Annotated in this window: 13 protein-coding genes; 5 read left to right on the top strand and 8 right to left on the bottom strand. The window is 73.1% G+C overall.

The genetic code is table 11. The features are described from left to right. Positions 1-63: 63 nt before the first annotated feature. From ACFW47_RS30215 to amaP, 5 genes are read left to right on the top strand one after another with little or no spacing between them, the layout of a single operon-like run. On the top strand, positions 64-531 hold the full coding sequence (locus ACFW47_RS30215) for an Asp23/Gls24 family envelope stress response protein (RefSeq protein WP_386282190.1): 468 nt from the start codon (positions 64-66) through the stop codon (positions 529-531). Positions 532-559: 28 nt separating this feature from the next. Further along, positions 560-745, top strand: coding sequence for a hypothetical protein (locus tag ACFW47_RS30210; protein ID WP_019329346.1), 186 nt, complete (start codon positions 560-562; stop codon positions 743-745). Next, positions 742-1,125: a hypothetical protein gene (locus tag ACFW47_RS30205; protein ID WP_386282187.1), complete on the top strand. Its 384-nt coding sequence runs from the start codon at positions 742-744 to the stop codon at positions 1,123-1,125. The genes ACFW47_RS30210 and ACFW47_RS30205 overlap by 4 nt, the downstream gene beginning before the upstream one ends. Next, positions 1,122-1,793 carry a DUF6286 domain-containing protein gene (locus ACFW47_RS30200; RefSeq protein WP_386282185.1) on the top strand — a complete coding sequence of 224 codons (672 nt, stop codon included), beginning with the start codon at positions 1,122-1,124 and terminating at the stop codon, positions 1,791-1,793. The genes ACFW47_RS30205 and ACFW47_RS30200 overlap by 4 nt, the downstream gene beginning before the upstream one ends. Beyond that, a complete protein-coding gene (gene amaP, locus ACFW47_RS30195; protein ID WP_386282182.1) occupies positions 1,790-2,377 on the top strand; it encodes an alkaline shock response membrane anchor protein AmaP in 588 nt (195 codons plus the stop codon). Before ACFW47_RS30200 ends, amaP begins: the two co-directional genes overlap by 4 nt. Positions 2,378-2,531: 154 nt before the next feature. Here amaP and ACFW47_RS30190 read toward each other — a convergent pair whose 3' ends face one another. The 8 genes from ACFW47_RS30190 to ACFW47_RS30155 all read right to left on the bottom strand — a co-directional run bounded on the left by ACFW47_RS30190 (position 2,532) and on the right by ACFW47_RS30155 (position 11,890). Further along, positions 2,532-3,287, bottom strand: coding sequence for an SDR family oxidoreductase (locus tag ACFW47_RS30190; protein WP_386288815.1), 756 nt, complete (start codon positions 3,285-3,287; stop codon positions 2,532-2,534). A gap of 4 nt (positions 3,288-3,291) precedes the next feature. Then, positions 3,292-5,079: a glycoside hydrolase family 15 protein gene (locus ACFW47_RS30185; protein ID WP_386307690.1), complete on the bottom strand. Its 1,788-nt coding sequence runs from the start codon at positions 5,077-5,079 to the stop codon at positions 3,292-3,294. Positions 5,080-5,167: 88 nt separating this feature from the next. Then, positions 5,168-5,959, bottom strand: a complete 792-nt coding sequence (locus ACFW47_RS30180; protein WP_386288819.1) for an SURF1 family protein — start codon at positions 5,957-5,959, stop codon at positions 5,168-5,170. Positions 5,960-6,031: 72 nt separating this feature from the next. Continuing rightward, the gene (locus tag ACFW47_RS30175) at positions 6,032-6,265 is read right to left on the bottom strand and encodes a hypothetical protein (protein ID WP_071528763.1); all 234 of its coding nucleotides are present in this window, start codon (positions 6,263-6,265) and stop codon (positions 6,032-6,034) included. Positions 6,266-6,371: 106 nt separating this feature from the next. Next, positions 6,372-7,364: a DEDDh family exonuclease gene (locus ACFW47_RS30170; RefSeq protein WP_386288821.1), complete on the bottom strand. Its 993-nt coding sequence runs from the start codon at positions 7,362-7,364 to the stop codon at positions 6,372-6,374. A 124-nt stretch (positions 7,365-7,488) separates the two neighbouring features. Beyond that, positions 7,489-8,496 carry a CopD family protein gene (locus tag ACFW47_RS30165; RefSeq protein WP_386307689.1) on the bottom strand — a complete coding sequence of 336 codons (1,008 nt, stop codon included), beginning with the start codon at positions 8,494-8,496 and terminating at the stop codon, positions 7,489-7,491. A 221-nt stretch (positions 8,497-8,717) separates the two neighbouring features. Further along, a complete protein-coding gene (locus ACFW47_RS30160) occupies positions 8,718-10,238 on the bottom strand; it encodes a S8 family serine peptidase (protein ID WP_386307688.1) in 1,521 nt (506 codons plus the stop codon). A 77-nt stretch (positions 10,239-10,315) separates the two neighbouring features. Then, on the bottom strand, positions 10,316-11,890 hold the full coding sequence (locus ACFW47_RS30155) for a S8 family serine peptidase (RefSeq protein ID WP_386307687.1): 1,575 nt from the start codon (positions 11,888-11,890) through the stop codon (positions 10,316-10,318). Positions 11,891-12,150 lie beyond the last annotated feature (260 nt).

The following is a 12,150-nucleotide window of genomic DNA, read 5'->3' as shown; positions in this document are numbered from 1 at the left end:
GCGCGATCGCGCAACCTTGCTTACGGTGGTCGAAGAAGGACGGACCGGGAAAGGACTGCGGCGATGAGTGACCTGACGGAGAAGGACACGCCCGAGACCGGGGCCCACCGAGCACAAGGCGTCCGGCGCGGTGGGGGAGCCCCCGGAGAGCGGGGCCGCACCACCATCGCCGACGGCGTCGTGGAGAAGATCACCGGAATGGCGGCACGCGACGTCGCCGGTGTGCACGCCATGGGCAGCGGCATGTCCCGCACCTTCGGCGCCGTGCGCGACCGGGTGCCCGGGGGCACCAAGTCGGTGACGCGCGGCGTCAAGGCCGAGGTCGGCGAGAAGCAGACCGCCCTCGATCTCGAGATCGTCGTCGAATACGGCGTGTCGATCTCGGACGTGGCCCGCGATGTGCGGGAGAACGTGGTGGCGGCCGTGGAGCGGATGACCGGCCTCGAGGTCGTCGAGGTCAACATCGCGGTCAGCGACGTGAAGCTGCCCGACGAGGAGGACGAGGAGCAGCCGGAGCCTCGGATCAAGTGACGCGGACGCGGATTGAGGGGAGCGCACCATGAGCATGGCCGTGGTCGGCCTGATCGCCGGCATGGCACTGGGCTTCGCCGGGTATTTCGGCGGCTTCGGCGCCTTCCTGCTGGTGGCGGCCCTGGGAGCCGTCGGCTTCGTCGTGGGCCGCCTGCTCGAGGGCGACATGGACCTCGGCGACTTCTTCCGCTCCCGCGACGACCGGCGGCGGTGACCGGCGTGAGCGGTGGGGCCGGAGAGCTCCTCGAACCTCCGACCGTCGTCCCGCCGGGCGAGCGCGGTGCCACGCGGATCGCCGACCGGGTCGTCGCCAAGGTCGCCGCGCGGGCGGCGCGCGAGGCGGTCGGTCCGCTCCACCCGGACGCGGCACGCCCGTACGCCACCGTGTCCGTCCACCACGACACCGCCCGCGTCCAGGTCCACGTGGAACTGGACTACCCGTGCGACATCGGCGCACGCTGCGGGCAGGTGCGTCACCAAGTCGTCCATCGGGTACGCGCGTTGGTGGGCATGGCGGTGCCGGAGGTCGCCGTCCAGGTGGAGCGGCTGCACCTGGCGGCGGAGTACGGCGCGAAGCAGGGGAGGGCGCGATGAGCGAGCCCCAGGAAACCGGGGGCACGGAGGGCAGCACCCGGCAGCTGCCCGTCATGGAGCCCGGCACGGAGCAGGAGGCACCCGGCCGCGGATCGCCGCCGCCCGGACCCGACGCCGCCGACGGACGGGCTGGCCGCTTCTGGTCGGCACGCCGAGTCCCCGCGGGCATCGTCGCGCTGCTCCTCCTGCTCGTCGCGGGCGCCTTCCTCTACGACATCGTCGCCGTGCGCACCGGCCGCTCGGCCCTGGGCTGGCGCCGCGACCTGGCCCGGCAACTGGCCGAGCGGCCCCTCGACGACACGTGGGTCCTGGTCGGCGCGGGAGTCGCCGCGGCCCTCGGGCTCTGGCTGCTGCTCCTGGCCCTCACGCCCGGCCTGCGCAAGGTGCTGCCGATGCGGCGCGTCCTGCCGGACGTACGCGCCGGGCTCCACCGGGACGCCGCCGCCACGGTGCTGCGCGACCGGGCCATGGAGGTCGCCGGGGTGCAGTCGGCGCGCGTGCGGCTGCGCCGCCGGAAGGCCCGCGTGCGCGCGCTGTCGCACTTCCGGGAACTGGACGACGTACGGACCGATCTGGACGGCGTGCTCGACGAAGCGGTGCGCGGGCTGGGGCTGGCCCGGCCGCCCGCCGTGTCGGTCAGGGTGGCGCGCCCCGGAAAGAAGGGGTGAGGGCGGTGCTCAGGACCGTCGACCGGGTGCTCCTGGGGCTGGCGGGGCTCGTCCTGCTCGCCCTCGGCGGCTCGGTGCTGGCCATCGGCTTCGGCGCTCCCGCGCCCTCCTGGTGGCTGCACCAGGGGCCGCACGACGTGCTGCTCAGCGCCGCCGAGCGGACCAGGTGGCGGGAGGCGGGCTGGTGGTGGCCGGTCGTCATCGCCGCGCTCGCCGTTCTGCTGCTGCTCGCCCTGTGGTGGCTGGTGGCGGTGGTGCGCCGCCGCCGGCTCACCGAGGTGCTCGTCGGCACCGGTGACGGCGAGGGCGCGGCGCTGCGCGGCCGGGCCCTGGAGGCCGTCATCGCCCAGGAGGCCGACGGCGTGGACGGGGTCGAACGGACCAGGGTCCGGCTGACCGGCCGCCGCACCGCCCCGGCCGCCCGCGTCCGCCTCCTCCTCGCCCCCCACGTCGACCCCGGCACCGCCCTCGACGACCTCGCCACCCGCGCCCTGACCCACGCCCGCACCTCGGCGAACCTCGCCGCCCTCCCGGCCGAGGTCCAGCTCCGAGGCGTCAAGCACGGGGCCGAGCGGGTCAGCTGACCGCCGGTGGGCGACCGGGGACCGTGCCCGACGGTCCCCGGTCGCCCACCGCCCTGCGGAACTCCCGCGGAGGGGCACTCGGCCGCACGCGCCGGCCGTCGCCGCGGAGTCCGCCCACCGGAGGCGGACGGGACAGCGGCCGGGCGGGCGTCGCCTAGAACCCGTGCCGCATCCCGCCGTCCACCGGCAGCATCACGCCCGTGACGTACGACGCCGCGGGGGACAGCAGGAAGGCCGCCGCGCGGCCGAACTCCTCCGGGGCGCCGTAGCGGCGCAGCGGGACGCGGGACTCGGCCGCAGCCCTCGTCGCCTCGGGGTCGGCGGACATGCCGTCCAGCTCGCGCACCCGGTCGGTGTCGATGCGGCCCGGCAGCAGGCCGACGACGCGGATGCCGCGCGGGCCCAGCTCGTCGGCGAGGGACTTGGCGAAGCCCGCCAGACCGGGCCGCAGGCCGTTGGAGATGGTCAGGCCCGGGATCGGCTCGTGCACCGAGCCCGACAGGACGAAGCCGATGACGCCGCCGCCCTCCAGTTCGGCCGCCGCCGTCCGGGCCAGCCGCACCGCGCCGAGGAACACCGACTCGAACGCGGCCTGCCACTGCGCGTCCGTGTTGTCGGCGACGAACCCGGGCGGCGGCCCGCCCACGCTGATCAGTACGCCGTCGAAGCGGCCGAAGTGCTCACGGGCGGCCGCGACCAGCCGGCCGGCGGCCTCCGGGTGGGCGTTGTCGGCGGCCACGCCCACCGCGTCCGGCCCCAGCTCCGAGGCCGCCTCCGCGACGGTTCTCTCGTCCCGCCCCGTGACGACGACCTTCGCCCCGTCGGCGACCAGCTCGCGCGCGGCGGCGTTGCCCAGGCCCCGGGTGGCTCCGGTGACGACGTACACCCGGTCCTTCAGTCCAAGATCCATGGCCCTATCCTGCCCCCTCGTCCCCGAACAGCGCGAGGGCCGTGTTCACCAGGCCGACGTGGCTGAACGCCTGAGGGAAGTTGCCGAGCTGGTGGCCGGCCACCGGGTCGTACTCCTCGGCCAGCAGGCCCACGTCGTTCGCGAGCCCGACCAACCGCTCGAACAGCGCACGGGCCTCCTTGGTCCGGCCCGTCGCGTGCAGCGCGTCCGCGTACCAGAACGAGCACACCAGGAAGGTCCCCTCGCTGCCCGGCAGCCCGTCGACGGGATCCCCTTCGGTGCTGTACCGGCGCACGAGCCCGTCCCGGGACAGCTCCGCACCGATCGCGTCGACCGTCCCCACGACCCGGGGGTCGTCCGGCGGCAGGAACCCCACGCGGGGGATGAGCAGCAGCGAGGCGTCCAGTTCCCGCGAGCCGTAGGACTGGGTGAAGGTGTTGCGCTCCGGGTCGTAGCCCTTGTCGCACACCTCCCGGTGGACCTCGTCGCGCAGCGCCCGCCAGCCGTCCGGGTCACCGCCGCTCAGCTCGGGGTGGTTCTCCAGGGTGCGCACCGCCCGGTCCAGCGCCACCCACGTCATCACCTTCGAGTGGACGAACTGCCGGCGCCCGCCGCGCACCTCCCACAGCCCCTCGTCGGGCTCGCGCCACGCCGTGGCCAGGAAGTCCATCAGCGCGCACTGCAGCTCCCACATCTGCGGCTGCGGGTGCATGCCGGCCAGCCGGGCCAGCGACAGGGAGTCCATCACCTCGCCGTACACGTCCAGCTGGAGCTGGTTCACCGCGTCGTTGCCGATCCGTACGGGGGTGGACCCGGCGAAGCCGGACAGCCACGGCAGCTCGAACTCCGGCAGCCGCCGCTCACCCGCCAGGCCGTACATGATCTGCAGGTCGGCCGGGTTGCCCGCGACCGCGCGCAGCAGCCAGTCGCGCCAGGCCTCGGCCTCCTCCAGGTACCCGGCCGACAGCAGGGCGCCCAGGGTGAGGGTGGAGTCGCGCAGCCAGCAGAAGCGGTAGTCCCAGTTGCGCACGCCGCCCGGCTCCTCGGGCAGCGAGGTGGTCGGCGCGGCCACGATGCCGCCGGTGGGCTTGTAGGTGAGCGCCTTCAGAGTGATCAGCGAACGGACGACGGCGTCCCGGTGCGGGCCGTCGTAGCGGCAGTGCGCGGCCCAGGCCCGCCAGTCCTCGACGCTGTGCTCCAGGGCGATGAACGGGTCGACCAGCGGAGGGCGGGGCTCGTGCGAGGGGTGCCAGGTGAGGACGAACGCGACCTTCTCGCCCTCGGCGACCGTGAACTCCGCATGGGTCCCGAAGTCCTGCCCCCAGCTGCGCACCTCCGGCTCGCTGCGCAGCCACGCCGAGTCCGGCCCGGCGACCGCCACCCGGTGCCCGTCGGTCCGGCGCATCCAGGGCACGGCCGAGCCGTAGTCGAAGCGCAGCCGCAGCACGCTGTGCACGGTGACCTCGCCGCGCAGGCCCTCCACGATCCGTACGAGGTCGGGGGCGCGGTCGCGCTGGGGCATGAAGTCGGTGACCCGGACCGCGCCGTCCGCGGTCTCCCACTCGGTGTCCAGGACCAGGGTGTCCGGCCGGTAGGCACGGCGCGTGCAGCGCTGAGCCTCCTTGGGGGCGATGCGCCAGTGGCCGTTGTCCTCGTCGCCGAGCAGCTTGGCGAAACAGGCGGCGGAGTCGAAGCGGGGCAGACAGAGCCAGTCCACGGAGCCGTCCGTGCCGACCAGGGCCGCGGTCTGCTCGTCGCCGATGAGCGCGTAGTCCTCGATGTGGGGGTGCACGGCATCCGTCTTCCCGACGGGGAGCGGAGCAATCGGGTCCGTCCGCGTGCTCCGTCCGCACTGCCGTCGGGGCGCTCTCGCCGGGCGACTACACCTTCGCGGGTTCCGCCTGCGCCAGTTCCACGTCCTCGGCGGTCTCGCGTTCGCGCTTCTCGCGGCGGACCAGGAACCACCAGCCGACCGGTACGGCGGCGGCGAACAGCCACCACTGGATCGCGTACGCGAAGTTCAGCGCGGCGTCCTCGTTGCCGGGCCTGCCGATCCGCTCCGGGGTGCCGTCCTTCGGCTCCGGCTCGATCAGGACGACGTAACCGCCGAGCACCGGGGCGCCCAGGCGCTCGGCCTGCTGCTCGCTGTTGATGAGCATGATCTGCCGGTCCGGCAGGCCCTCGAGGTCCTTGATGCCGCTCGCCTCGGTCGTCTCGTCGGGCATCAGCCGCCCGGTGACGGTGATCTCCCCGCGGGGCGGTGCGGGAATCTCGGGGAAAGCGGTCTGACTCGGACCGTCCGCGGGGATCCAGCCCCGGTTGACCAGCAGGATCTTGCCGTCGTTCAGCACGAACGGCGTCAGTACGTGGTAGCCGATGTTGTCGTCGGAGTCGGTGCGGCGGCGGACGACCACCTCGCGGCCCGTGTCGAAGTGACCCTTCGCGGTGACGGTCCGGTAACGCTCACTCGTGGTGATCTTCTTGCCGGGAGCGGTCAGCGACCGGGCGGGCACCGGCGCCGCGTCGAGCGCCTGCGCGACCAGGTCGTTCCGGGCGGTGCGCTCCTCGTAGCGGTGCATCTGCCAGAAGCCCAGCCGGATCATCGTGGGGATGAGCAGCACGGCGACCAGCGTGAGGATCACCCACTGGCGGGACAGGAGGAAGCGGTACACCCCATGACCGTACAACCCGGGGCATGGGGTGCGATGAGGCGGGTACGGCGTTACGGCGCCGTCGGGCGGACGCTAGACCTTGTCGACGATCCCCGCCCTCCCCTCCGCGCGGGCGCAGTGGGCGCCGCAGTACCAGTGGCCCTCGACCTCGACGCCCTGGCCGATGATCTGCACCCGGCAGTGCTCGCAGATGGGGGCCATCCGGTGGATCGCGCAGGAGAAGCAGTCGAAGACGTGCACCGCTCCCTGGGCGTGGACCTCGAAGGTCATTCCGTAGTTGTTGCCGCAGACTTCGCATGTCGCCATGCGCCACAGGGTGAGCCGTCGCCGCGGCGCGGGCGAGCGGGTGCCGGGCGAGTCGCCCGGAATCACCCGTCCGTACGGCTCGGCCGCGATCCCCGCGCGGCCCGGCTCACGGCTCGGCGTCCGCGGGCTCGACGTCCCCCAGGAGCTGGCCGAACGCCGCCTCGTCCACCACCGGCGTCCCGAACTGCCGCGCCTTGACCACCTTCGACGTGCCCGAGTCCGGGTCGTTGGTGACCAGCAGGCTCGTCAGCCGCGACAGGCTGGTGGCGACGTGCAGCCCGGCCTCGGTGGCGCGGTCCTCCAGCAGGTCCCGCTCGATGGAGGTGTCACCCGAGAAGGCGACCCGCATGCCCTGCTTGAGTCTTTTGCCTACTTCATACCGGCCTGGGTTGGGATAGGGGCATGCGGGCCTTTTGCGGGACGGGCGCCAACTCGTCGGCCGGTAGCCGCCGTAACCGGCCTGCTGTCCGATCCGGGGGGCGGGCGCGTCCGACCACTCGGTCAGCGGCCGGCACTCGTGCAGCGGCAGCCGCAGTCCTCCCGCCGCCGCGGCGAGCAGGCTCGGCCGGAACGCCTCCGCCAGCACCCGCGCGTCGTCCAGCGCGTGGTGCGCCCGCTGCTGTACGACGCCGAAGTGTGCGGCCAGCGACTCCAGCTTGTGGTTGGGCAGCGGAAGGGCCAGCGCCTTGGAGAGCGCGATGGTGCACAGCCGTTGCCGCACCGGGGCCTCACGCCTGGCGCGGGCGTACTCGCGGGCGATCATCTGCCAGTCGAAGACGGCGTTGTGCGCGACCAGCACCCGCCCGTCGAGGCGGGCCGCGAACTCCTCGGCGACGTCCGGGAAGAGGGGCGCGTCCCGGAGCACCTCGCTCGTCAGACCGTGTATCCACACCGGGCCCGGGTCCCGCTGCGGATTGACCAGGGTGTACCAGTGGTCCTCGACCTCGCCGCGGGCGTCCAGACGGTAGACGGCCGCGGAGATGATGCGGTCGTCGCGGGCCAGTCCGGTGGTCTCGACGTCGACGACCGCGTACCCCTGCGGATACGCGGCCGGCCACGCCCTGGCGGACGGCGCTGCGGTCGTGCGGTCTTCGAGCATGGTCCATGAGGATACGGGCCACGACCGACACTCCGGTGCGGCAGGTGCCGCACGGCGCGGAGGCGGAACGGTTCCTCCGTCAAGCGGCCTACCGTGAGCGGGCGTTCAGGGACTCACCACCGGATCACCACCGGATCGGCACCGGAAGGGCCGTCAGCAGTCCCGAGACCGCGACCACCACACCGAGAACGGCGACCTCCGCGCGCGCGGGGGAGCAGGCGGTCAGCGGGTCGGCCGCGCGGCTCAGCCGGACCCTGGCCCACAGAGCGAGAGCCGCGACCGCGACCATGAGGATCGCCTTGGCGAGCAGGACCCGCCCGTACGCCGTGTCCGTCAGCTGGTCCGCGATCGTGCCCGGCGGCATACGGCGCAGCGAACTGCACACCCCCGTCGCCGTGATGGCCGCCAGCAGAACGGCCGCCACGCGCGCGTAGAGGCCCAGCAGCGCCGGGCCCGCCTCGGCGCGGCGCCAGGTGCGCAGGGTCCGCAGTGCGTACAGCAGGCCGCCCACCCACAGGGAGGCGCACGTCAGGTGGACGAGGGTGAGTCCCGACCCGAGCAGCGGGCTGTACTCGGTCGTGGGGTGCGCGCGCAGCGCCTCGGCGACGATCACCGCGGCCAGCGGCCAGACCTGGAGACCGGGACGCCGGGAGGTGGCGCACAGGCCGGCCGCGAGGAAGCCGTTGACCTCCAGGAGGGCGAGCTTGCCGTCGCGGGACGAGTACAGCCCGCCGACGTCGATGTCGGCGGCGCTGTCCGGCACCAGGTTGCCGGTGGCCACGACCGACGCCAGGCCCAGCGCGGCGACGAAGCCGGCGGCGGCCGCGTACGGCGCCCAGCTGCGGGGGCGCTGCGGGGGAGCGCCGGGGAGCGACTTGGCGAGCCGGTTGACGAGGAGTTCGCCGACCGGGACGCTCAGGGCGGCGAAGAGCACCGTGCGCAGCAGGGCTATGCCGCCGGTGCCGGGGGCCTCGGCCTCCCCGGTGCCGTGCAGGGCGGGGGACGGGCCGAGGACGGGTATCAGCGCGGCCAGCACCACCAGCACGAGCACGGCCGCGGCCCGGCCGGTGCCGGAGGGCCGCGCGTGCCGTCCGGTGCCGGTGGTCCGGGACGAGGGTCTTGTCAAGGTCACCTCGAGATCTTCACCAGCTCCCCCAGACCCGGGCAAGTTCCGGAAAACAACTGGCGGTCCGGCATTCCACGCATGAGGACGTTTTCGGCCGCCGTACGGTTCGAGGAAGCCGGGAGGAGAGTGAGTGACGCGTCACACCCGGAACGCACACGGCGGGCCGGGAGACCACTCCCGGCCCGCCGCACGCGCGCGTGGTGACCGGCGCGGTCACCGTGCACGGTCTACCGGGTGACCGCGTCCAGCGCGTCGGTCATGCCCCAGCCGTAGAAGCCGTTGCGGTTCTTCGGGCCCTCGCACACCGCGTCGGCCTTGCCGTCGCCGTCGATGTCGTACGGCTTGGTGCACGCGGTGGCGTCGGCCTGGGCGTACAGCAGCGCCTTGACCATGGCCGGGGGAGCGTACGGGTGCGTCGACTTGATCAGGGCGGCGACGCCCGCGACGTGCGGGGACGCCATCGACGTACCGGCCATGTAGCCCCACTTGCCGCCGGGCAGCGTGCCCAGGATCAGTCCGCTGGTGGCGGGCGGCTCGGGCGCCTGGTAGGCCGTCGAGTCGCCGCCGGGCGCCGCGATGTCGATGACGCCCAGACCGTGGTTGGAGAAGGACGACTTGAGCCCCTTGGCGCCGGTCGACGCGACCGTCACGACGCCGGGCAGCTGGGTCGGGATGTCCAGGCACTCGGACGGGTCGACGACCCGGTCGCCGGGCGTGGTGTCGTTCGGGGAGGACGGGTCGGTGATCTCGTCGGAGGAGAGGTCGTAGTTCTCGTTGCCGGCCGCGGCGACGTTGACCGCGCCCTTCTTCTCCGCGTACCGCGCGGCCCGGCTGACGGCCTCGACCAAGGCCTTCTGGTCCGGGTCGTTCTTGCAGTTGAAGTACCAGGGGTCGGTGTAATAGCTGTTGTTGGTCACGTCCACGTCGTGCTCGGCCGCCCACATGAAGCCGCAGACCACGGCCTCGGTGTAGAAGAAGCCGTCGGGGTTGGACACCTTGATGCCGGAGACCTTCACCCCCGGGGCCACGCCGGTCATGCCGACGCCGTTCTTGGCGGCGGCGATCTCCCCGGCCACGTGGGTGCCGTGCGGGCTCTCCGCCGCGCTCGGCCGCCAGGCCCCGTCGGTGGTGTCCGGCTTGCCGGAGACACAGTTGACGGAGGCGTCCCGGTCGAAGTTCGGGGCGATGTCCGGGTGGGTGTCGTCGACGCCGGTGTCGATGACCGCGACGGTGACGTCCTCGCTGCCCAGCGACTTCTCGTGCGCCTTGTCCGCCTTGATGGCGGGCAGGTCCCACTGGAGGGACTGCAGCGGGTCCTGGCCCTCGGCGGCCTCGGCGGCGGCGATCTCCGCGCCGCTGAGCACCTTGGGAGCACCGGTGTCGGTGGTGGCGGCCGACGGCAGCGGCGCGGTGCGGGTGGCGCCGGCCGACTGCACGCCGCGCGCCTTGCGGACGGTCTTCGCGAAGTCCGCGTTCGAGGAGTGGACGACGACCACGCCGATCCGGTCGTACGACGTCACGATGGTGCCGCCGGCCTTGGCTATCGCCCGCTTCACGTGCGCCGAGGGCCCGTGCCCGGGACGGACGTTGACGACGTAGCTCGTCGAGGACGACGAGTCCGCCGACAGCGTGGGAGCGGCCTCGGCGGCGGAGGCCGGGACGCCCGGCAGGAAGGCCAGCGACGCGGCCACGGCCATACCGGCCGGGATCGCGAGGGCACGGCGGTGACGCGGGTGAGGAGCTGTCATGTGCGGTGTCTCCAGTTCGTTCGTGGAGTCGTTGCTGGAAGGGAGGGGAAAGCCTGGTGAGCGGTAGGCCGGGCGGATCACTTCACCGCGCGCAGCGCGTCGACGATGCCGAAGCCGTAGAAGCCGTTGACCCGCTTGCCGCCCTCGCAGCCGGCGTCCTGCGTGCCGTCGCCGTCCTGGTCGTAGGAGGCCGGGCAGCCCGGGTTGCCGGCCTGCGCCTTCAGCAGCCGCTGGAGCGTCGCCGGGGACGCCCAGGGGTGCTCCGACTTCAGCAGCGCGGCGACGCCGGCGGCGTGCGGGGAGGCCATCGAGGTGCCCTGGAGCCAGGCGTACTCGTTGTTCGGCATGGTCGACAGGATGCGGCCGTTCTTCGACGGCGTGTCCGGGATCTGGTAGCGCGCGTCGCCGCCCGGCGCCGCGACGTCCACGACGCCCTTGCCGTACGAGGAGTAGTACGACTTCTCCTTGTCGACGCCCGTGGCGCTGACCGTGACGATGCCCGGCAGCTGGGTCGGCACGTCGAAGCACTCGTGCGGGTCGATGGTCCGCGTCACCGGCGTGGAGTCGTCGGGGCTGGAGTCGTCGACGATGGCGTCGGAGTCCAGGTCGTGGTTGGAGTTGCCGGCGGAGGCCAGGTGGAGGGTGCCCTTGCGCTGGGCGTACAGCTGGGCCCGGTTGACCGCGTCGACGATCGCGCGCTGGTCCGGGTCGTCCATGCAGTTGTACAGCCAGGGGTCCACGTAGTAGCTGTTGTTGGTGATCTCCACGCCGCGGTCGGCGGCGAACATGAAGGCGCAGACGACGTTCTCGGGGTAGAAGAGCCCGTTGTCCGGGTCGCTCACCTTGATGCTGGAGACCTTCACGCCCGGTGCGACACCGGCGACGCCGATGCCGTTGCGGGCGGCGGCTATCTCACCGGCGACGTGGGTGCCGTGGTAGTCGTCGGCGGTGTACGGCCGCCAGGCGCCCTCGCTGGTGTCCGCCTTGCCGCCGACGCAGTTGGCGGACTGCGAGGCGGAGAAGTTCGGGGCGAGGTCGGGGTGGGTGTCGTCGACGCCGGTGTCGATGACGGCGACGGTGACCCGGGAGCTGCCCGGGTTGATCTTCGCGGCCTTGTCGGCGCCTATCGCGCGCAGGTCCCACTGGTCCGCTTCCAGCGGCTCGCCCGCCCCGGCGGCCTTCGACGCCTTCGCGGTCCGCGCGGCCTGCTCGTCGGTGAGCATCTCGGCGGCGCCCTGGCCGGTCGTCCCGGCGGCGGTCAGCGGCGCGGTGCGGGTCGCCCCCGCGGACTGCACCCCGCGCACCTTGCGCATCTCCGCGCCGAAGTCCGGGTTCGCGGAGTGGACGACGATCACGCCGATCTCCCGGTAGGTGGCGACTACGCTGCCGTCGGCCTCGGCTGTCGCGCGCTTCACCGACGCGATCGTGCGGTGGTCCGTCCGCGTGTTGACCACGTACGCGAGGCCGGGTGCGTCCGTGGTCCCGGCGGTCCGGGCGGCCTCCTGGGCGGTGTCCGCACCCGGTGCGGCCGAGGCGGCGGCCGGCAGGAAGCCGAGGGACGCGGTGAGCGACAGCACGACGGGTACGGCGAGAGCGAGCCGCCGTCTGGAGCGCGGTGACCGCGACGAACGCGTCGAACGCAGATGATCCATGGGGTCTCCACATCATCCGGGAAAGGAACCGGCCCGCGACACGGGTGGTGACCGGGCAGGTACATGACGGAGTGGTGCAGGGCGAAGCTATCCCTCGTAGCCGCCGGCCAGCAATGACCCGCCACGGGTGACTTCGGAAAGTGCCGCACGGGTTGAACCGGTGCCGGTGGGGCGCCGTGTCGTTGGTCAGGGAGTCCGAGCACGATCAGGCCCCCGCGAGAACACCGAGGTAAAAGCCGTCATGTCCGTCGTACGAGGAG

This window comes from Streptomyces sp. NPDC058796 (genome assembly GCF_042745235.1).
Taxonomy (GTDB): domain Bacteria; phylum Actinomycetota; class Actinomycetes; order Streptomycetales; family Streptomycetaceae; genus Streptomyces.
This window is presented reverse-complemented; position numbering and strand designations above follow the sequence as displayed.

Coding starts and splice junctions, on each gene's coding strand:
- ACFW47_RS30160 (WP_386307688.1), bottom strand. CDS start 10,238: ATGACAGCTCCTCACCCGCGTCACCGCCGTGCCCTCGCGATCCCGGCC.
- ACFW47_RS30175 (WP_071528763.1), bottom strand. CDS start 6,265: ATGGCGACATGCGAAGTCTGCGGCAACAACTACGGAATGACCTTCGAG.
- ACFW47_RS30215 (WP_386282190.1), top strand. CDS start 64: ATGAGTGACCTGACGGAGAAGGACACGCCCGAGACCGGGGCCCACCGA.
- ACFW47_RS30170 (WP_386288821.1), bottom strand. CDS start 7,364: ATGCTCGAAGACCGCACGACCGCAGCGCCGTCCGCCAGGGCGTGGCCG.
- ACFW47_RS30190 (WP_386288815.1), bottom strand. CDS start 3,287: ATGGATCTTGGACTGAAGGACCGGGTGTACGTCGTCACCGGAGCCACC.
- ACFW47_RS30155 (WP_386307687.1), bottom strand. CDS start 11,890: ATGGATCATCTGCGTTCGACGCGTTCGTCGCGGTCACCGCGCTCCAGA.
- ACFW47_RS30210 (WP_019329346.1), top strand. CDS start 560: ATGAGCATGGCCGTGGTCGGCCTGATCGCCGGCATGGCACTGGGCTTC.
- ACFW47_RS30200 (WP_386282185.1), top strand. CDS start 1,122: ATGAGCGAGCCCCAGGAAACCGGGGGCACGGAGGGCAGCACCCGGCAG.